The sequence below is a fragment of the Mesorhizobium sp. CNPSo 4670 genome (assembly GCF_057784235.1).
In genome coordinates, this window is sequence record NZ_JBWJFQ010000029.1 from 41,188 (window position 1) to 61,098 (window position 19,911).

The window sequence follows — 19,911 nt, forward strand, 5'->3', positions numbered from 1 at the left end:
CTAGATGGCAGCAATGCGCCTTTGTTTCAGCTACTCGGCCGATCAAATCGATTTCCTGAAAGCTGCCAGTATGCAAACAGATCGGGTCGTTTTCACTCGAGAGTATGAACTGCCGGCAGACCTGCGATGTACCGGTCGGGATCGAGCAGAGAGGAATACATCAAGATCTTGTTGCCGCCGTGCAGGGGTAGCTCGCGAGTTTCCCAAATCATCGCGTCGACGAAATTGGCAAGACCGGGGTGGCTCTCGAAAAGGTCTGGAATGGCATTCTCGCCTTCCTCCGCCGTTTGGTAAAGAACTCGAGTTGCGAAGCCGGTACGGCCTGGATTCTTGAAGTCCAAGGCAGCGGCTGAAACATACGAGCCTCCAGACAGGTAGAGTACCAGGAAGTGCTCGTCGATGACCACAGTGCTGCCGAACCGACAAGATGAGCCACTGCTCTGATTAACCACTACCAGCGGCACGAACCTAGGCGCCTCGAGAGCCGTCCGGCGGAGCATGGCAGGGATTCTGAAGTGATCTTCGCTGAGCCATTGCGCCTTGCGTCGTGCCTGTTCACATGCGCTTTCTAGCTTGTGGACATAGTTGTGTCGCTCCACGGGTTCGGCTGGGGCCAGAAAACATTTCACCTCCATAACGAGGATGGTCTTCCCGATTCGCACGAGCGCATCGATATCCTCGCCCTCCTTGACTGACACCAAGGTGACGTCGCTGGATACCTCGCTCAACAAGGGATTTGAGCGCAAAGCTGACTGGATTCGTTCGCGCACCGAGATTTCGTGCGCCTTTCCGGTTGGCGTTTCAGACAGGTCGGCGTCCTGCTCGGCACCCTTCAGCCACCTTTCCACGCGTCTTACAGGCGCACCCCAGAGCAAGGAACCAAGGAGCATGTATAGTTCCGTGCCGTCCTGGTTCGAGATAAGCGGACGGTGCCACAACCCATCACGGAACAGTGGGTTCAGTGGACCGAAAGCATCCGAGGTCAATTGCGTTAAGCATCCGGAAGCGAGTCCTTCGTCGATCTCTAGGGCTCGGCTAATGAATGACTCCAGATCAGCGGCTGCAAATGCACAGCGGAGCCGATCGATATCGGCTTGACTGCGGTACTCGACATCAGCCCGCTCAGGAAGCGCGAATTCCGCAAGGTCCTGAAGAACACCAAGTACCAAGGTCAGCAGCCGCGGCGTCATTCCAGGGTTGTTGGGAGACAGTGCTTGGTCCAGAAATGAACCGAGGTAAGACCGATCGAGCAATTCTATTGCACTCAGGTGTCCCTTGGTCTGCCACAATGTGGGATCGCCGAGCACAGGTCGCATCCGCTCCTCCATCGTTTCGATCCCTGTGGCTGTCTGGCGAACCAGTGGGGCCGGTGTCTTCCGTAGTGCCTCCTCGTCATGACGTGACAGCATCGTGCGCTGGACCAGATTGACTTGATCGCGAAGTGCCCAAGCCCGCCATAAGGAATGCGATCGCTGGTCCGGTGGGCCGACCTTCCAATCGGCCTGTTCAGAGGACAGTACCCAAGGCTCCCAGAGCACCTGCTGCCACACGTCGGTCAACGCGTGCTCGAGAGACATCCCCCATTGTGCCCGGGCGCCTGCTAGGTTGAAATTGTAGTTCGAATGATCAGGCGCTCCCGACTGCTTTCTAGCTTGAGCGAACCAATGAGGGATCGTGTCGACTACCGTCGTGTTCATGTCCTCGGCAGTCGTCGGAGCCGTGCTTGGGCCTAGGTCTAATTTGCGAAGGGTGGTACCCGGGCCGTGGAACACGCCCCCGGCGGCGCCAGTGCGTTCGATCATCTCGAAATTCTTCTCTCGAAGGATCGAGAAAGCTCTGTTCGCATCGGCCACAGCGAAGGATACGATTTGCGCTTCCGAGAGCTCGTCGAACAAACCGTCGATGATCTTTTGGCGCAGCAAAGATATGTTGGTGCCGACGATGAGGGCAGTCGTCGCGATGGTAACATCCCGGGTCGTCAAACGCGTATCGTCGTCGAGCAAGGACCTCCATTCCCCCACATTGAATGCAAGTGCGGAGGGGCTGCTGAGCTTCGGCTTTTGCTTCCCGGTAGCGCGTCGAAATATCTCAGAATCTGTTGCGGAAGTACTCAGCATTGCGCCGTCCATAATGTTACCGAACCCGCCATGGGCGAACAAGCTTTCGATCGCGTTGGCGGCGATAAGTTGCTCATTTCCGTCCGGCGGAGAAGGTTACGCGTGATGCAGGTCCGACCTCGATAGTCAACAGAGATCAAGTGAGGCGGCCCGCAAGACAAGGCTAGCCCAGTATTGGGGTCAAACATAGAACTTGAACGGCTGGCGCTCCTGACCCTTGGCCGAACCCATTGTCAGGACATCGCCGACCATACGGGCAAAACGGACCGTGACAGGCAGCCCATCGTTGAAGTTGCACGAATTGTAGTTGATCTTGGTCAGCCCCATGATGTCTTCGAGGACGGTGCTGATTTTCGGTTTGGGATTCTTGGATCGCATCACCGTGATGTGCAGCGGATTCGGCGTTTCGGGCCCAATGTAAGTGTCGAGCTGCGGTACGTAGCCTGTTGTCCACAGGTAGGCCGTCTGATCGTCGAGCACCAGCGCTGTGCCACGGAGCACCGGGTAGTCGCCATCGCGAAACAGTTTGGTCTCGCCACCCGTGGGTCGGATCCTCACGCCGACGACATTTGTCCCCCTCGGCGCGGCTGCGACGAAGGCATCCCACTCTTCATCGTTGAAATAGGTCTGTCCGTGAATGAACAGCTCCTTCGGCGGGCCGCCATGCTCTTCGCTGTAGGTTTTTAGCACGAATTCAAGCAAGTCCTTCGCCGCTGGCGCCTTGAGATGATACTCGTAGTCCCCAGTCTTCCACGGCCCATTGGCGCCGCGGAAAACGACGCCGTCACCCTCATTGAGGAACATCTGCGCCGCGCAGCACGCGTGCCCGTCAGGATCGTTTGGCAGGCTCTTGTAGACCATGCCGATGTAGCAAACGCCAGGCCGCACATCGGCCAGTCGCCATGGCGGTTTCGGCTGCGTTTTATAGTAGAGCCCCGTTGCGAGATTCCATGCGACCGTCGCCGCATCTTGAGTTTTGCGAACGGGATAGTTGGCCTTGTTAAGGAAGGCACCAGGCGCGAGCGTCGTCTCACGCACCAACTGGGTCGGCGCGATCTTGAGGAACTCGGCCTTGATCCTGCGATGAAAGTCCGGGACGTCCTCAAAGATCGCCTCATCGGACTGATCGATCGCACCCATGGCAGACAACAGCGGCAGATTTTCTTTTGCCTTCTGCCGCTTCTTGAAATCCCCCAGCTCCATCGCAAGGCCAGCCCGCTTAGATTGGGGCCGGCAGCGCTCATAGACGATATCCGGCAGGACAAGGACCCAGACATCGACCGATCGCTCGTCGTTGCGGCGATGCTGCTCGACCCGATCGATGTAGAGTTGTGCGACCTTGTCGACGGCTTCGTTCAGATTGAGCATGCGCGTGGCGCGGTCGATATCCTTCAACTGGATGGATAGCGCACTGCATTCATCCGGATCGAAAGTTATCCCGAAGGCCTCCTCGAGACCGGGGAAGTTCGCAAGGTGCAGGCGATCGGCCTTCTCACCCTTCACGGGCGGTGGAACCAGAACGACGGTCTTCATTTTGCGCGCCCAGGTGCGGAAATGCGCAATGCCATCGCTTGTGCCGACCACCCCGACGCGGATTTCGCGAGTCCTCTTCGCCTTGGCATGGGGTCCGTAGAGAAACAGACCGTCTTTCGGATGAGGACTGCGCTGCGCGTATGCAAACTCCAGCAACGGCTCGTTGAAGTGTTCGACCTGGAGCGATTTCTCGGGAAACTTCATGCGTCGGCCTCGTCATCATTTTCCGGACGACCGAAGGTGCTGATGTCGGCTTCCTCTTCCTCGGCATCGAGAATATCAGGAAGTGCTGTACTCACCGGGGAGGTGAACAGCATCGGCGCTGCATCGATCGCGAGCTCGGCATCCCGCGCGAGCGTCAGGCGGATATTCGGACTTTCGGCAGACAGGAGTTCGAGAAACGCAAGCATGCGGCCGTGCCATTGCTTGTTGCGCCATCCTTTGCAGACGCTACGGCGCAATCGGTGCAGTTTCTTGGCATCTTCAATATCAAGCCCGGCCGGCGTGTTGTTGTTTACGGAGAACAACACCCGCGCCTTTAGCTTCAGATGCCAGAACGGCCAGAAATAGGGCATCGCGGTGACGCCAAACTGCCAGATATGTCCCTTCGCCACATTGCGCAGCATCGAGGATCGTTGATCCCCTTGCCTGCCCCAGGGGATGCGTTGACCGGTCCGCACCTGCGCCGCCGACGCGTGGAAACCAATCGCGTTGGAATAGTGATACTCGACGAAGCCCTTCTCCCTGCAGAACGCGAACCAAGCCTGCTTGATCATCGCAATGACGACGTTGGATGCCACCTGACGCTCGATGCCAAGCTTCGGGAAACCGGTGTTGACGAAATCCAGCAACGGAATTTCGTGCTTCATCCGAAAACGGCCAGCGGATGCGAACGCGATGTCGACTTCGGCCTGGTCCGTGAAGGTGATGAAGCCGGCGCTCTGCAGGGTGCATGGATACTTGAACTGCTCGACCGCTCGATCAAGCGATCGGCTGTCGATCGCTCCAATGCTCTCGTAGTAGCGGATGACGTCGGGCGCCTCCACGGCACGAAGCCAGTTCGATGTCAGGCGCTCGGCTTGGTTGACAAGCGGGACCGCGCCGCGCCGACGAAAGATTTCCCAGTTCGGATCGATCACGGCTGGACCACCGGATCGCGGAACCTTCTGTCTTTGAAGGGCATCCAGAAGACCGTCGACGCCTTCTCCCCACCCACGGACGAAATCGATGGGCATCGCGTCGCCGAGACCCTTCACCTTTTTCCCCTGTTCGAGACGCAACGGGATGATGAAGCGTGGATCGTCGATTTCCTTCGCCACTTCCAGCGCGATGTCGAGATCGTCCTGCAAGTGCTGGTCGGCGAGGGTCGCGTCGCGCCACACGAGGAGGGCTTTCACTGCTCGATACTGCAGGGCCTGATTCACCTGCCGCCGCCATTTGTCGCCCGGCTGCAGCGTCAAGATGTCGGCGAAAACCCGATAGCCTTCTGCTTCAAGCTTTGGAGCCAGCCACAGCGCAAATTCGTCGTCGATTGGCGAGGCCTTGAGCAGAAATATCGTGTCGCGCTTCGCTGGCTCGGCAGCCGCGCGTAGTGCGGGCCCTTGCACTGTCGGCAGCAGATTAGCGAGGACCGGAGGGACAGGTCCCGGCTTTGCTAGCGCTTCGTCGAACGCTTCCTTGATCACCAATTTCAGAACAGGCGTGCTTTGCGCCCAAAGCTTCTGATGAGCTTTCTCGACATCCGAATATTTGCGTAGCAGCGCATTGAGGTCGCCAGGCCCGAATATGTCGCCAGGGCTTTGCAGCGCAGGCCCGATGATCTCAGCCAAGACCGTCTTGTTTTTCGGCGTGAGCGAGGCGGACGTGACGAGGATGTAACGCGTGGGTGCCAGCCCGTCGATGGCCGCGCGCTCGTTCTTCATCTTCAATTTCAGCGCTGAAAAGCCCGATCGGCAATAATGCTTCGCCTGCAGCACAATATCGCCGTCGGCGAGGGCGTGGCGTCCGTCCATCGCGTCGTCCGGCCCCTCCGCAAAGGCCTCGAAACGCTTGTCGATCTCGCGACCTATAAGATCGCGGGCCAGATCCTCAAACTCATTGTGGGACAAACTAGAGAAGTCGTAAGCCATGCGTCCAAATGAGTGCCCATTTCATGGGCAGTCAAGCAATCGCAAGCACAATTGAGTAGCGCGTAAGCCTTACCAACAGATAACGTGCCTTCCGGTCGAACAGACAGTGTTGCTTCTACGAATCCACCTAGCCACGTGAACGGCTGGCAACAGATGCGCGACGGAGTCGGGATCGTTGGCAACGTTTCGAGCCGTAAGTAATCGTCGTAACTTTCGCGCCGCTTGGGGAGTGTCTGCAGTCCCAGAGGGGACATGCGCGCCGGGCCTTTCACCCTCATCCTTCAGTTAGGTTCCGGTTTTGGCAGTCGGCGAACGGTCTGCGGTGAAATGCCATTTTCGAAGCTCGTGCCCCAACAGCTCGCGGGCCGAACCTAATGCCGACCTTGCGACTATCCCGGAGCGCGGCACCCGGATCGAGAGATGGCAAAACAGAGGTAGTGACTGAGAGAATATTCCAGTAGGGCTGGTTCGGCTCGCAGGGCGGGGCCGGGAGGAATCTGTCGCGCCGATGGGCAGTTACCAACGACTGCTTCAGGCGCACAACCTCGGCGACAGATAAGAGGAATGAGATGACCTACGTAAAGGTTAGAGATGCCGCTGACAAAGCTGAACGCTTGTTAGAGATCTTTCGCGAACTAGGATTCGGCGCAGCTCCGTTAGAGGGCGTTGAGGCCGGAGTTATCTCCCTATGGGAGGTTATTCAGAACTTGGCAACTCCCGGCGATCCGAACGATCCGCGCATCTCTGAAATGTATGTCGCTGGAGCAGGTATCCACGACTTGGCTGCCAAAGTTGTAATGGTGTGGGACAACATCCCGCAGGCGCGGCCTTCCATTCAAGCGCACCTCAGGCTCCTTGCATCGGTCTACTACACAGGACAGAATGCGGCCAACGCGCGTTGGGACCGGAAAGACGATGTCCCTCGCGAGCATGGTTCTGCCGACAAGGTAATTGAGCTCTACTGGGGCTGCCTTTGCATATTGGCCGGCATGGAAGTGGAACTCGACGATCCATTCGAATCATCTGGTGGGCAGAACCCTGATGTCATTGCCACTGCGACAGACGGGACTCGATGGGCATTTGCGATCAAGACACTCGCTGACGTTGCTAAGCCGACAACTGCCGCAAAGAATCTTCGCGCAAATATTGAGAAGGCCTGCCAACAGATCGAGCGAGCCAGTTGCGACAAAGCTATGGTGGTCGTGAACATGAAGAATGTTCTTGATCATCCTCTCCTCCGATCCACGGGAGCTTTCCCAAATTCAACGGTTGCGCAGTGGGCCGTGAACGCCCAGATTGGGCAAATCTTGCTACCATTCTACGACAACGAGGCGATAGCTTTAGAGCCAATCTTCGCCGCTAAACATAAGGCAGCGCCGGTAGTGGCGCTGGTGGCTCACACTACCGTAGTGGTTCATACCCCTGCTCACAGCCGAATGTTCACCGAGATAAAATCCATGTTTGGTGCATCAGTTCCGACCGCGCGTGAGCCAGGAATTGGCACCTATGGTCGCGAGGCCCTGGCCCTGGCCGAGAATCTCAATCATTTGGTTCAGACTGTAGTCTTAGTCCTTGCGGCGGCGCAGGGGGCTGGAGAGCCCAACGGCAGCTTGGTGATACTCAAACCCCGAAACCGGACGGACCGCTGACGGCCTCAAACACGACATTTGGCGATCGGCATAGCGAAGGCTGCCCTGCCAGCACGCGATGACCATCGCAGGCAACAAAAGCTCGGGCCCCGTTCGTCTGATTTTCGGGGCGTATTGCTATAGCCAGTGATCCAGGCTTTCCACGCTGGATAGAAATAGTTGGACGTCGTGATCCGCCGCCATCGGTTCAGGCGCCGCACCGTCATGCTTTCTTCTAGGGGCCGGCGTCTGATGGCCTTGCGCTAACGTTCGTTAGGTTCAGGAGGGATATCGAGCCGGGCTGAGAATGCTGCGAACGCTTCCGGGCTGGCTGCAATGATAGGCTGGTCAAGCCAGGCCTCTTCTGCTGCTATAAGCGCGGCATCAAGGACGAAATCCGTTCGGTTCTTCCCTCGCGCCTTGGCACGGTTAATCAGGCTCCGTTCCTCGGCCTTGACACGGGTAGCCTATCCATCGACTACATCAGGCAAAGTATCTTCGACGACGCTCAAGTTTCGATCGAAAGCCTCGGTGTCGGATGCGTGGGCTCGGAGAGATCGCACCTTGTTCAGCATCGCCGCAACCGCAACTTCTTTTTCGGGCGCTATGCGTGTTGTCACCGCTTTGGCGGCCAAAGCGGAAAAATCTATGGCGGCATAAGCTGGTATGGCTGAGGCGTCTGTTGCTTTCAGCCGTTCTTTTACGATTGCGCGCCGGCCCGGTGGCGGAGCTTTACGGCCTGCTTTTGCGGAAAATGTCGCGCCGCGCCGCAGGCGGGTCTGCAAGAGGCCTGAGCGGTACGCTGGTGCCGTCGGCACAATCGTCGGGATCGCAGGAGATGGAACCGCCGCAGCGGGGCCTAACGAATGGCTTTTCGTTCGCGAAACGTCGGTAGAGGCGGGGACGGGCATGAACGCGCGTTTGGCGAGTTGGACGTCGGCGAAATAGAAATTGCGCGTACCAAGGATCGGCAGTTCGCCGCGCGGCAATATGATGACCTTGTTCTTGTCGAGCGTACGGATTTCATCCGGCCGCATGAGGGGCCGCCGCACTTCCTTTCGGTGCTCCGAGCGCGTGTAGTAAGTGTCGAATAACGTCGCCTTGGTGCGCGTCACGTCTTTTTGCACGTCCGACGTTTCGCCGAGCTGTTCGGAAACGTAGCGCAGATCGTCAACGTCCTGCGCACCGAAAAAGATCTGCACGCGAGCGGCATTGATGAGCGTCTTGCGTCCTTCCTGCCGATAGATCTCGTCAACAGCCTTCAGCGACTGCACGAAAAACCACATCGAAACACCGTTGCCGCCGAGCACGCTCGCCATTTCGGTCACGTTCTCGAGCTTGCCGAGGTTCTGGAACTCGTCGAGCAGCACAAGCGCCGGATGCTCGTCCGCACGCGGGAGACTTTCCGACATGAAGTTCATCATTTGCGTAAGCAGGACGTTGAACAACGGTCCAAGCGACGAAATCTGCTCACGCCGCACGTCGAGATACAGAGACATCCGGTCACGCTTGAGCTTGCGAATATCGAACGTGCTGCGCGACGTAGCCCGCATCAGGCGCTCGTTGAGAAACGGGGCCATGCCGGTGCGAACGCCGGCGTAGATCCCGGAGAACTGTCGCTCGGACATCTCGAAATAGGGCAGCAGGGTTTGCAGCGTGAAATGCGAACACTCGCGGCGGCGTTCCTCGCGCAGCGAGCCGAGAAATTCCAAGAGCGGCTGCTCGGCACCGTTCATGATCTCGAGGATTGTGGCAAAGGTCTTCTTCTCGTTTGGAATTGCCGGCGATTCCATGACGAAGGACGCAATGCCGGTAAAAAGGAGGCGGGCGTCGTTGACCCAATAGGGATCTGCATTTGAGGGCGGTCGCGGAAACAGCGCCGCAGCGATGTTGCGAAGATCGATGTCGCGCTGCGCCGAATCCAGCGAGATGAAGTCCATCGGATTATAGCAGGCGGTATTGCCGCCCGGATCAGCCGGCGCGAAACGAACCACGAGGCTCATGGTTGAGCGGTAGCCGGCCGTCGCCGCATAGGTCTCGCCCCGCAGATCGAGAACCACTAGCGAATGCGGCCAGGTCAAAGCGTTCGGGATGATGAGAGACGTGCCTTTACCCGAGCGCGGCGGTCCAATGACGAAGCCGCCGACGTCATCGCCATCAATCCACAATTTCTTGCCGCCGACCAACTTGCGCTGCGTCAAGCGGATCTTGCCTGAGCGCTGATCGCGGCCCGGCGACAAAATTTCGGCAAGCTTGCCGCCGGCTCGACCGATGAAGACGCCGCCCACTTTCGTCAGGCCGGTTTTCGATACGTCGCTCATGGTCATGAAGCGAGAGTCATTGCGCTTTCTCGGTCGCATAACAAACAGGCTGACCAGGGGCGCAAGAAACCCTAGTGCTCCCGCGGCAACGGCGTATTGGACCCGGCCAAAATCCCTGGCCATCGTGTCGCCCCACGCCTGACGAACGACCGGCAAGGGATTGGCGTTCAGTTGGTCGAACAGGACGTGGGAGCCGGTCCGGTACCAATCAGTCCCGGCATAGGCGACCGTGAAGAGCAGGGCACCCAGGGCCATCGCCATGAGCATCATGAAAATTCCTGTTGCGACTTTCTGCATGGATAACCCGCTAGATCGTCTCCGCCTTGGTGAACTTGATCTCGCTGATGCCGCGCCGTCCACCTTCGGTGCGGACCATCTGGACGACCACCGGAATGACCTCGCGCAGGTAGTCGAGGATTTCACTCCGTGAGAGCCCCGTACTGCCCTGCATGACCATCAGCGCCAGCCGCTCGTAGGCGGACCGGGCCGAATTGGCATGAACGGTCGTCAGCGAACCAGGATGGCCGGTGTTGATGGCCTGGAGGAACGCGAAGGTTTCAGCGCCGCGCAACTCGCCCAGCAGCAGACGGTCGGGCCGCATGCGAAGCGAGGCCTCGAGCAGCTGTTGCGCGGAGACCTTGGCCAGGCCCTGGTCGCCCTTCGAGGCTATGAGGGTGACGTTGTTGGGGGCAGGCAGCCTCAGTTCGCGGGTGTCTTCGATCGTGATGATCCGTTCATGGGCAGGGATCTCCTTCAGGAGCGCATTCAAAAACGTCGTCTTGCCGGTCGACGTGCCGCCTGAAACAACGATGGAGACGCGGTTGCGCACAGCATATTGCAGGAAGTCCATCGGCGACGTGTCGTGCAGCATTTCGACAAGTCGCTTTTCCTCGGTTGACAGCGCCAGTCCACTGCCCATCGCGGTGTTTTCGAATGCGCCGAGGTCCTTGTAGGCATCAAGGCTCATATCCATGATGACCTGCTTGCGGATCGAGATCGCCCCGCCTTCGGGAGCCGCCGGCGGCAAGATGCATTGGATACGCTCACCCGAGGGTAGCGCGGCCGACAGCACCGGCTTTTCTTCGTTGATGACTTGATTTGTCGCCGAGGCAACGCCAGTCGAGATGTTTCGGATCCAGCCGGGCGTGACCTCGCGCTTGACGACGTGCTCCATTTCCCTCGCGCCGAGGCGTTCGATGAACAATTCACCGGGCCTGTTGATCGCAATCTCGGACACCGCATCTTCGTTCAAATAGGGCCATATCGGCTCCAGATGAGCGCGCAGGACCGGGGCTCTCGCCCAAGGGTCGGGAAGGGGATGCACGGCACTCATTTCACCGGGCTCCCATAGCCGGGATAAAAATGATCCTTTGGCGTCGCGTAGAGAGGCGTCGGATCGATCGCCGTCTTCGGCCCACCACCCGCCTTCAGGCGCGCCACTTCTTCCTGGACGGGATCGGCATATAAGTCCGAGAAATCGAGATCTCGCCGCACCAGCACGACAATCGATGTGCCCTGGTCGACGTAGACTGTCGGGCCAATGTTCTGCGTGTCGCGAAACGCCTCCTGCGCGAGTTGCTGCAAGGCGGTCGATGACTTGTCGAAGGCGATGCCGCGGGCGTCGCGCTGCGAGCCGTTGCCACCATATGTCACGGTCGTGGTCTCACCGGTCACGGGATCGATCGTAGATACCTGGCGCTGTTGTCCATCCTGCCCGCTATCGCCAAGCGAGGACAGGTATTCAGAGACGCCGCCAACGACGGAAAGCATGATGGCGTTGCCGTAACGTTCAACCCAGTGCGTATCGACACGGCCGCCCATGCCGCCGCGGCCGAGCGCGTCTGCACCAGGCGATTTGATATCGACGGAAATGCCGTCCGAGCGGATGACCCTGCTCCAGACGATGAAAACACGCTTCTGACCACGCGCAAGCCCTGAGCGGTATTCTCCGGTCAGGCGCGAGCCCTTCGGGATGAGGATCCGCCGGCCGTCGAGAGAGAAGACATCTTCACGCACGACAGCGCGTACGGCGCCGGGAAGGTCGGTATTAACAGCGGTTTCCAAATAGCCGCGAATGATCGTTCCTTCAGGGATCAACGCATCGGTACGCCGGAAGGCCCTGGCTTTGACGATGCCGGAAGAACTTCCCTCAGACTGCGCCAGGAATGCCTTGTTGGGATCGCTGTCGGCGCCGGGCACCGGGACGATCTGACCGTCGGGCGCGATTTCGACCTGCGCTGCCTGGGCGCCGGCATCTGTCGAGCCGGTTTGATCATTCGTCACCATCTGGTTCGACCGCAGGCGTTCCCACACCGCCTTTTCGCGCTCGGCGGCCTCCGCCTTGAGGCGAGCCTCGTCCTCAGCCGCGGCCTTGCGGCGGGCTTCTTCCGCCTCGGCCTTGCGGTGTGCCTCCTCGGCTGCCATTTGCGCCTCCAGCGCGCGCCGCTGCGCATCGAGATCGGCGCCTTGCTGCACGGTCTGATCGACATTATCGGCTTGCTGCGTGCCATTCTTGTCGTCAGCCGGTGGCGGCACCACGATCTGGTCGATCGTGCCGTCGGCAGGTTGAGGCGGGTCGTTCACCGCCGGCGGGCGGAACTCTGGCGGATTGAAGTTTTCCTCGCCATCACTGCGAACATCGCGCGATACAGGCTCCCGGGGCCAGTTGAGCCATATCAGGGCGCCTACCAGCACCACGCCGAGGCTGACCAGGGCGATCCTGGTACCCACGCCCGCACCACGGCGCGCGATCGTTGGGCTGCCGTCCAGTTGGTTATAATCGATCTGGGACATCAGCGCCCTCCGCTGGATCCGAACAGGGTGGAACCGCCTGTCAGTTTCGTTGGACCGTAGACTTGCTCGACGGGATCGATGGCGTTGGGTCGCGCCCGGTTGTAGAGGCAGAGCGTCTTGCCATCGGCCCGCAGGGTGAACTGCCGTGCGACCTTGTCGATGACGGTGTATTTGCCCTGCGTGCGAACGTTGACCAGCGACTCCTGACGCTTGTCGTCGACAACGAAAATCGCCGGAATGTCGCCCTTGAACTCCAGAAACACCTTGGTGCCGTCGTCGAACACGGTGCGCGGCTTCAGGCTGTCGTCGCCCTTGTAGGCGTAGTCGTAATTGAGATCGGCATAATTCAGATCCTTCAGATCCGGATCGGCGGCGCTCTCCTTGGCCTGCGAGAGCAGGCGCGCATTGATATCCTCGTCCGGGTATTTGAACCGGACCTGGAAGGACGCCCGGTCACGGCTATTGTCAGTCGCCTGCAGCAGCAGGGAATAGACGCGCCGGTTGGTGACCACGTTGACGTTGGTCCACGCATCGCGCTCCAGCGGCTTGACGAACAGAAACCGCGATCCGCGTTTGGGGATGATTGACCAGCCTTTCGTGTCGCCAGCCGACACGGTTTCGATGACTTCGGTCGGACTGAGCTCGACCATGGTCGAAATCCCAAGAGCGGCGCGCACCGACGTCACATCGTCATTGTTGAAGGTGACATATCGGATGCGGCCGTCGCGTGCGGCCGCAGCGTGGATCGCGCCGAGCAGAAGGGCGGCCGATAGGGCGAGGCCCGCGCGCCATCTCATTGCAGGCTCCCCGCGGCCGGGGCCGATTCCTGGTCGCGGCGGTAATCCGTAACCTGAAATCCCAGTGGATTGTCGAAACGCCATTCGTTCTTGAGCGGCGTTGAGGTGTAGCGGAATTTTATCACCGCCACCCAATTGTCGGCCGTGGACGAATTGTCCCGCCGCGTCGTCGTGGCAAAGCGCACCGAGGCTGTGTTGCGATTGAGCAGAGAAACCGATTTGATCTCGACCGAGACAGTGACATTGCGGCCAAAAATCTTGTCAAGCGATTGCGGGTTTGCAGGCGTGAAAAGCCAGGTCAAATCCTTGGACGCGGCGTCGGTCGAATAGAGCTGCGCCAAGTCGTAATGCTGTTTCAGTTCACGCGAATCGTAGGTTTCGCGGGCCCTGATGTAGCGCACCAGATTTGCTGCGGTGACGGCCTCGTTCTGCGATAAATCGCCAGGCTTCAGCGCGCGCATGATCTCGAGGTAGCCCGTCGATTTGTCGACCTCCACAACATACGGCTCGAACTGACGGAGTGGCAGGATCAGCACGAGCGCCAGCAGCGAGAGCACCGCAACCAGCCCTGAAATGCCGCTGACGATCCAGGCCAATGTACGCGATCGGCGCATTGACCTGTGCGTGTCGTCTTCCCAGGTCGCGCCTGCCCTGTAATAGCGCTTGTCGACGAGTTCGCGGCTGCTGCTGGCAGGTGTTTCCATTGAGATTGACACTTTAATACTGCCTCGTTTGCGCGACGATTCCCTTCCGATCCGGGCCGCGAGCCGTGATCGTTCTTGAGTTCTAGGCCAGGGGCCTGGAGTTATCGCGCGCACCTTGCTGGATGGCGGTCCGGGTTGCGGCCTCGGCCCTTGCTGCTCGCGAAGATCGAAAACTGTTTGTCGCAAGCTGCCGCGCGCCCCGAGCGGCGCGGCCTGCGGCCCATCGCGCGCCGGAATAGCGCACGGCATTCCTGCCGAAGTTTCTATAAGGGTTGTATGCGCCCACGGTGCTGAGATACCCGCCGCCATTCAGGATCGAAGCTATCGAGGGTATCTGCATGAGAACATAGATGCCGATGATCGTCACCAGCACCAAGGGCAGCACCAGCGACATTTTGCTGTCCATGGTCGCTCCGCCGGACGTGGCGGTGTTCAGCGCCGCATTGACGAGCGAGAAATAGAAACCGAGAAAGCCGTAGATCAGGATTTGCTGGATCATCAGGAAGGTGGTCAGCGAAAGAAAGCCTTCGCTCATGCGCGAGGACCATCGGTAAAGCCAAAGGATGATCCATATCGGCGCCAAGGCCAGCGTGATGAACAACATCACTTTGGCGGCGATGATCGCGGCAATGGCAAGGGCTGCGAATATGATGGCCGACAGCAGGACGAGCAGCGACAAGAGCGCACCAAAAATGTCATAGAAGGATCCGCTGTAGACCTGATTGGCGACGTCCTGAGCCCCTTGGTAGAGGTTGTCGATGAGCGCCGGAATTGCCGCCTGGTCGCTGAGCTGATTGCCGGTGGCCCGCGACACGGCACCGACGATCACCTTACCGACCTCGTCTGGAATGCTTTGTACGAGCTGATAGATCGTTGACGAAAATGTGCCCCATCCGGTCAGCAGCAGATAGATGATGACGGCGCGGCCGAGGCGAAAGGCCGCTTCGATTGGTGAAATCGACTCGCGCCCGCTCAGGATCGAATAGCCCCACCACGCGATGTAGAGGGTCAGCATCAGGGTAAAGACGTTGCCCATCGCATTTCCCAACTGCATATAGACGGTGCGAACGAAGTCCTCACCGATGTTGTCAATGCCACCGAGGATGCTTGCGGCGAGACCGTTCATGGATCCTCGTCAATGATGCTGGCGAACGGCGTTGAATTGACCGGCTTCAGCGGGCCGCATTCGTCGGCGTGGGCATACGCCAAAGGCCCGCACGGAGCTTTCAGTTCGCGATTTGCGCATCCAAGAAGCCCTGCGCCGAGCCCAATCACAACGCATATACGCAGGACTCGCCTCGACAAGCGCTCAGCCCCCGCTCTTGCCGAATTCCGCGAACGGATTGACGGTGCGCGGTGTCATCATCTTCTGCACCTGGCTCTGGCGAAGAAGATCTCCCTTCAGCTTCTCATTCAGGGCCGCGACCGCGCCGTTCTGCACGCCGATCAGTTCGTTGACGGCGCGGGCGTTTTCCAGCTGCATTCGTGTGTTCTGGTCCACCGAACCCTTGACGTCCTGCGACTGCCCGATCTGCCCGCTCGCTGACTGCAGAGACTGTTGGCGCTGGGTAACGCCCTGCGAAGCCTGCGAGGTCAATGCGCTTAGCAGCGAGGCCACATTGACGCTGCCGTCATAGGCCGTGTTGACGGCGCTGTTCTCCTTGCCGGCAATCTGCTGGAGCTGCTTCACCAGCTGGAGCCCATTGATGACGGCGCCGGCGATTTTCTGGATTTCAGGCGACAGGCCACCAAACGAAAGAGACCCGCCGTTCAGAATCGATCCGAACGACGGCGCCTGGGCAATCGACATGTTGCCGCCAAGGCCCATCTGTCCGATCCCGAGCGAACCGTCACGGCTGCCGCTGAGAGCCTGCAGGATCTCCTCGCTCTTTTTCAGGATATCCTTGTTCGAATCCATGATGGAGTTGGTATTGTCCGCATTCTTGCGGGCGACATCGAGATTGGCGCCATCGATGACGGCAATTTGTGCGTGGGCCGTGCTTGCGCAAAGCGCCAGACTGGCGGCAATCGCGAATTTCTTCATGTCAGCCTCCTATTGCTGTAGGGAATCGATCACGCTTGCAGCGCCGGCAGGATCACTGGTGATGATCATCGAGTGGCTGTCGGCCGAGCTTGCCCCCGCGTTCTCAAGTGCGCATGGTAACCACCGGCGGCGATCGATCTTCAGCCGCTCCAGTTCCGCGGGATCACAAGAGAACGGGTTTGGAGAGCCGGTCTTCGGCTGTTGCACCAGTTTGGACGACTGCGATGCCTGAACGTTCTGCAACGATAGAAGTTGGGCCAGCAACGCCGTAAAATCCCCCGCCTGGGCGAGGTACTGGTTGCTGACATCGGCGTTGATCCCACGAGCCGACGAGTTCTGCTCCCAGGCGTCCTTGTATTCGGTCACCTGGCCAACGTTGCCCGCCAGCGCGTCGATCACCGCAGCGCTGGCGCCCATCTGCGATGAGCTTGCGTCAAGGCCGCCAGCCGCCTTCCTCACCGCGCCCATGGCCGCGTCCTGGGCCGTGCCGCCTGCGCCGTCGGCCGTTACGATCGAGAATGGCGGCGGCGCGGCGGCCGGAGCCTTGCCGCTCGACACATAGTCGTTGAAGTAGCTGTTCCAGCGGCCGACGCCGCCGGCCCACTGGCTTTGTTCGCCTGCGTTCGATCCGTTGTAGAAAGAGGCGAGACAGCTGTAATTCGTCGCCCCGCATTGCTTCACGCCCATTCCGAGATATTTGACGCCGCCTTCGACATTCTGCTCGTTCACATCCCGGTCCAGTCCCATGGACCTGCCGGTGCCCTTGGTCAGCTGCATGACGCCTTTGACGCCGGTGTGGCTCCCGGCGCATGTGTCGAAGCGCGATTCCTGATAGGCAACGGACAGCGCCAGGCCTTCGGGAACGCCGTATTTTTGCGCATAGTAGCGGATTAGCTTTGCGTTGCCGGCGTCGCGCTGCAACGCGTCGGCCGGCGACCGGCGAAACATCTGTGAGCGGTATTTGTTCGAATAGGTGCAGACGACGCTTTTCTTCCTGTCGGTTTCGTCCTTCTTGGCCTCATCCGACTTCGTGCTGTGCTGCTCGTCCTCTTGCCGCTTATCGAGGTTCTGCCCGTCGATCACCGCGATCTGAGCGACAGCCCCGCTCATGCTTTCCGCCGTCGCGAGAGCCACGGCTAGACAAGCGCTGCTAAGCCGCTTCGTCATGCTCGTTCTCCCATCCGCAGAAGTATGGCAGCCACATCTCCGGTTCATCGCCGAAGGCTTCCCGGAGCCGGGCGCATTCCTTGCTGTTGGCTTCGTTCGAGGACAGGACCTTGATGAGATCGGGCATCGCCGACAAATCGAGCTTGGCTACGATCGAGTCGCTGTCGTGCTTGACGAGGAAGGTGCGTGTTTCCTTCGCGGTCCGGCGCACGAACTCGAATTCCTTCGCTGTCAGCGAGAAGCGCTCCATGTAGGATTCCTTGCTCGCCTTCGGATTGGGGAAGAAAATGTTGGTCTTCGTTTGCTCGATCAGCGACGACGAGATGGAAGAATTGACGACGTCTTCCGCCGTCTGCGTGCCAAAGCCGACGACGCCGTTGCGGCGACGAATGGTCTTCAGTGTCTCGTTGATGAAGGCGGCGAAAACCTCGTCGTCCAGCAACTTCCAGCCTTCATCGAGGAAGAGCATGATCGGCGAGCCGTCGATGACCTCCTCGATACGGTGGAAGATGTAGAGCAACGCCGCTGAGCGCAGCTTTCGGTCGCCCAGGATCCTGGTCATGTCGAAGCCGACGACGGGTTTCGAGAAGTCGATAAGATCGACGGGATTGTTGAAAAGCCAGCCTTTGTCCTTCGGGTCGAGCCAGGGTTGTATCCGCGCGGCCAGATCGTTCATGCCAGGCATGAGCGAACCCCGCAGCACTTCGGGCAGCAGGTCGAAGGTCCGCTGTTCGCGCGGGATCTTGTAGATCATGTCGACGGCGGCATTGATGACGCGCATCTCCGCCACATCCAGCGCGCCGCCATCCGGCGTTAGAATGTAGATGAGCAGATCTTCCAGGAAAGAACGGTTTTCTGCGGTGTCCTCGAGCTGCAATGGCGCAAACCCGGTCGGCTGGGAAGGTTCCATCACCTCGTAGCGACCGCCGAGCGCCCGAACGAAAATTTCAGCACCGCGCATATAGTCGAAATACACACATCGCGGCCTTGGCATGATGCGCATGGCTTGCGCCATCAGGAACGACAGCACGACGGTCTTGCCCGAGCCGGTCGGGCCGAACACCGTGAAGTGCCCGACATCGTGAACGTGGAAATTGAAATAGTAGGCCGTCTGGCTGGTCGTTTCGAGCAAAGCGATAGGGCGTTTCCAATGCAGCCGCTCACGTTGGCCGGACGGGAAATTGTGTCCTGAGAAAAGACCGGCGAAGTTAAGCGACGAGATCAACGCACGTCGCGCGATGTAGCTGAAATTTCCTGGCAACTGCGCCCAGAACGCCAGTTCCGTGTTTAGTGTCTCGCGGACAGGCACGATCGACATGCGCGAAAGCTCGGCCGTGATGTCGGATAGCGCGCGGTTGAGCCCGGTCATGTCCGGCGCCAAGGCCATGACGCTCATGTGATGTTGCCCGAAGACCACTTCGCCGCCGGCCAGCTTGTCGGCGCCGTCGTGGACGGACTCCTCGACCGTCGTGCCCGCCTCGTCTGAACCCTCGACCTGGTTGGCGATGGTATTGATCCTGCGCATCGCGGTCACACGGTCTTCGATCGCGAAACTCTGCGTCAGGACAAACTCATGTGGCAGGCGCAAGAGACCGTCCAATGAGCCCGGAGCGGTGAACGGTGGGTATTCCTTGATCGACACCATGGCGCCGAGCTTGCCTGCGTCCGGCCCGCGAAGTTCCAGCGCGGATTTGCCGAAAAACAGCTGTCGTGTCGCCAGCACATCGCCAAGGCTCATGCGCGGCAAAGGCATTTCCACGTCGACGCCGCCGGCCAGGATCTTGGCCAAATATTCCGCCGGCTCGGAAAAGAAGCTGTCGCGGCGCTTCACTACGCCGAGAAGGCGCGCACCATAAGCCGTGAAATCCTTGACGGCGCCGTCGACAACGTCATGCAGTTCGGCGGCCGCCTCTTCGCGGGTTTCTTCGCCCGCGGTACTTATGCGAAACGCATTGAGCGCCTTGTCCACCCAGCCGACGCGACCGACCATCGGTCGGCGTATGATCGCCAGATACGCCTCGTTGACGAAAAGGTTTTTCGCACCGAGCTCATCCATGTAGCGGGCGTCGAGCTCGGCCACGAAAGGATTGTCAAAGTCGCCTTCGATCTCCGGCGTCACGTGGCGGCGGATGATCGTTGTGTAGACCGCAAAGCGAGAGGTCGAGAGATTGCGGAACGTCGTGTTCCGGTTGAACATGCGGCTGTTCAACTCGACCTGGTCCATCGTCTGGAACGGCAGGCCACTGAGCTGGATAACGCCGACCAGAAAGCCGCTCTTCGTCACGATCAGATTATCATCGGCATGGCGAAGGTAGGGTATGTGCATCGCCGCGGGCTTTTCACGCCGGCGCTCGCGGCCAAATTTCAGGTCGGCATCGAGGCTCATGGCGAATAGCTCCTCGCCCCCCAGAAAGTAAGGTTCGCCACCGCGCCGCGTTTGGAGACGCGCCGCTCGAAAATATGAAACATGTAGGGGTCGCGCTGGCACAGATATGCGCTGACCAGATGCACCACGCCGAACACGCCAAGGCCGAGCATGAAGCTGCTCGTGGCGATAAAACCGATCACCGCCAGGATGCCGTTCAGGGCAAAAACCTCATATCGCACCCCCCATTTCATCGGGGGGCGTGTCAGCGGCAGGCTGACCGGTTCGACATAGACTTCTTCGTCATCCATGT

14 protein-coding genes and 1 pseudogene are annotated in these 19,911 nt (G+C 59.4%); 1 reads left to right on the forward strand and 14 read right to left on the reverse strand.

What is annotated here, in order from left to right; translation table 11 throughout:
- Positions 1-92 precede the first annotated feature (92 nt).
- The 3 genes from AC0ZT5_RS32085 to AC0ZT5_RS32095 all read right to left on the reverse strand — a co-directional run bounded on the left by AC0ZT5_RS32085 (position 93) and on the right by AC0ZT5_RS32095 (position 5,779).
- The gene (locus AC0ZT5_RS32085) at positions 93-2,003 is read right to left on the reverse strand and encodes a hypothetical protein (RefSeq protein WP_488499686.1); all 1,911 of its coding nucleotides are present in this window, start codon (positions 2,001-2,003) and stop codon (positions 93-95) included.
- Positions 2,004-2,297: 294 nt separating this feature from the next.
- Positions 2,298-3,854 (reverse strand): argonaute/piwi family protein, encoded by a 1,557-nt coding sequence (locus tag AC0ZT5_RS32090; RefSeq protein ID WP_488499687.1) that lies wholly within the window; start codon positions 3,852-3,854, stop codon positions 2,298-2,300.
- Positions 3,851-5,779, reverse strand: coding sequence for a toll/interleukin-1 receptor domain-containing protein (locus AC0ZT5_RS32095; protein ID WP_488499688.1), 1,929 nt, complete (start codon positions 5,777-5,779; stop codon positions 3,851-3,853). Before AC0ZT5_RS32095 ends, AC0ZT5_RS32090 begins: the two co-directional genes overlap by 4 nt.
- A 569-nt stretch (positions 5,780-6,348) precedes the next feature.
- Here AC0ZT5_RS32095 and AC0ZT5_RS32100 point away from each other — a divergent pair.
- Positions 6,349-7,428 carry a hypothetical protein gene (locus tag AC0ZT5_RS32100; RefSeq protein WP_488499689.1) on the forward strand — a complete coding sequence of 360 codons (1,080 nt, stop codon included), beginning with the start codon at positions 6,349-6,351 and terminating at the stop codon, positions 7,426-7,428.
- A gap of 242 nt (positions 7,429-7,670) precedes the next feature.
- On the opposite strand, the pseudogene AC0ZT5_RS32105 reads toward AC0ZT5_RS32100, so the two are convergent.
- The 11 genes and pseudogenes from AC0ZT5_RS32105 to AC0ZT5_RS32155 form a co-directional block, all read right to left on the reverse strand.
- Positions 7,671-7,859: pseudogene (locus AC0ZT5_RS32105) on the reverse strand (type II toxin-antitoxin system TacA family antitoxin); the annotation flags it as partial.
- A 15-nt stretch (positions 7,860-7,874) separates the two neighbouring features.
- On the reverse strand, positions 7,875-10,025 hold the full coding sequence (locus AC0ZT5_RS32110; protein WP_488499690.1) for a type IV secretory system conjugative DNA transfer family protein: 2,151 nt from the start codon (positions 10,023-10,025) through the stop codon (positions 7,875-7,877).
- A 10-nt stretch (positions 10,026-10,035) separates the two neighbouring features.
- The gene (virB11, locus tag AC0ZT5_RS32115) at positions 10,036-11,061 is read right to left on the reverse strand and encodes a P-type DNA transfer ATPase VirB11 (RefSeq protein WP_488499691.1); all 1,026 of its coding nucleotides are present in this window, start codon (positions 11,059-11,061) and stop codon (positions 10,036-10,038) included.
- Positions 11,058-12,521 (reverse strand): type IV secretion system protein VirB10, encoded by a 1,464-nt coding sequence (gene virB10, locus AC0ZT5_RS32120; protein WP_488499692.1) that lies wholly within the window; start codon positions 12,519-12,521, stop codon positions 11,058-11,060. The genes virB11 and virB10 overlap by 4 nt, the downstream gene beginning before the upstream one ends.
- Positions 12,521-13,318, reverse strand: coding sequence for a TrbG/VirB9 family P-type conjugative transfer protein (locus tag AC0ZT5_RS32125; RefSeq protein ID WP_488499693.1), 798 nt, complete (start codon positions 13,316-13,318; stop codon positions 12,521-12,523). Before AC0ZT5_RS32125 ends, virB10 begins: the two co-directional genes overlap by 1 nt.
- On the reverse strand, positions 13,315-14,136 hold the full coding sequence (locus AC0ZT5_RS32130) for a VirB8 family type IV secretion system protein (protein ID WP_488499694.1): 822 nt from the start codon (positions 14,134-14,136) through the stop codon (positions 13,315-13,317). Before AC0ZT5_RS32130 ends, AC0ZT5_RS32125 begins: the two co-directional genes overlap by 4 nt.
- The gene (locus AC0ZT5_RS32135) at positions 14,105-15,148 is read right to left on the reverse strand and encodes a TrbL/VirB6 family protein (RefSeq protein ID WP_488499695.1); all 1,044 of its coding nucleotides are present in this window, start codon (positions 15,146-15,148) and stop codon (positions 14,105-14,107) included. Before AC0ZT5_RS32135 ends, AC0ZT5_RS32130 begins: the two co-directional genes overlap by 32 nt.
- A 183-nt stretch (positions 15,149-15,331) precedes the next feature.
- Complete coding sequence (locus AC0ZT5_RS32140) at positions 15,332-16,066, reverse strand: type IV secretion system protein (RefSeq protein WP_488499696.1); 735 nt, start codon at positions 16,064-16,066, stop codon at positions 15,332-15,334.
- A gap of 9 nt (positions 16,067-16,075) precedes the next feature.
- Positions 16,076-17,233, reverse strand: coding sequence for a transglycosylase SLT domain-containing protein (locus AC0ZT5_RS32145; protein ID WP_488499697.1), 1,158 nt, complete (start codon positions 17,231-17,233; stop codon positions 16,076-16,078).
- Positions 17,217-19,619 (reverse strand): VirB4 family type IV secretion/conjugal transfer ATPase, encoded by a 2,403-nt coding sequence (locus AC0ZT5_RS32150; protein WP_488499698.1) that lies wholly within the window; start codon positions 19,617-19,619, stop codon positions 17,217-17,219. Before AC0ZT5_RS32150 ends, AC0ZT5_RS32145 begins: the two co-directional genes overlap by 17 nt.
- Complete coding sequence (locus AC0ZT5_RS32155; protein ID WP_023720449.1) at positions 19,616-19,909, reverse strand: VirB3 family type IV secretion system protein; 294 nt, start codon at positions 19,907-19,909, stop codon at positions 19,616-19,618. Before AC0ZT5_RS32155 ends, AC0ZT5_RS32150 begins: the two co-directional genes overlap by 4 nt.
- Between the last annotated feature and the right edge of the window lie 2 nt (positions 19,910-19,911).

Excerpts from the sequence above, each read along its gene's own strand:
- AC0ZT5_RS32090 (WP_488499687.1), bottom strand. The coding sequence starts at position 3,854 with ATGAAGTTTCCCGAGAAATCGCTCCAGGTCGAACACTTCAACGAGCCG.
- AC0ZT5_RS32095 (WP_488499688.1), bottom strand. The coding sequence starts at position 5,779 with ATGGCTTACGACTTCTCTAGTTTGTCCCACAATGAGTTTGAGGATCTG.
- AC0ZT5_RS32100 (WP_488499689.1), top strand. The coding sequence starts at position 6,349 with ATGACCTACGTAAAGGTTAGAGATGCCGCTGACAAAGCTGAACGCTTG.
- AC0ZT5_RS32110 (WP_488499690.1), bottom strand. The coding sequence starts at position 10,025 with ATGCAGAAAGTCGCAACAGGAATTTTCATGATGCTCATGGCGATGGCC.
- virB11 (WP_488499691.1), bottom strand. The coding sequence starts at position 11,061 with ATGAGTGCCGTGCATCCCCTTCCCGACCCTTGGGCGAGAGCCCCGGTC.
- virB10 (WP_488499692.1), bottom strand. The coding sequence starts at position 12,521 with ATGTCCCAGATCGATTATAACCAACTGGACGGCAGCCCAACGATCGCG.
- AC0ZT5_RS32125 (WP_488499693.1), bottom strand. The coding sequence starts at position 13,318 with ATGAGATGGCGCGCGGGCCTCGCCCTATCGGCCGCCCTTCTGCTCGGC.
- AC0ZT5_RS32135 (WP_488499695.1), bottom strand. The coding sequence starts at position 15,148 with ATGAACGGTCTCGCCGCAAGCATCCTCGGTGGCATTGACAACATCGGT.
- AC0ZT5_RS32140 (WP_488499696.1), bottom strand. The coding sequence starts at position 16,066 with ATGAAGAAATTCGCGATTGCCGCCAGTCTGGCGCTTTGCGCAAGCACG.
- AC0ZT5_RS32145 (WP_488499697.1), bottom strand. The coding sequence starts at position 17,233 with ATGACGAAGCGGCTTAGCAGCGCTTGTCTAGCCGTGGCTCTCGCGACG.
- AC0ZT5_RS32150 (WP_488499698.1), bottom strand. The coding sequence starts at position 19,619 with ATGAGCCTCGATGCCGACCTGAAATTTGGCCGCGAGCGCCGGCGTGAA.
- AC0ZT5_RS32155 (WP_023720449.1), bottom strand. The coding sequence starts at position 19,909 with ATGGATGACGAAGAAGTCTATGTCGAACCGGTCAGCCTGCCGCTGACA.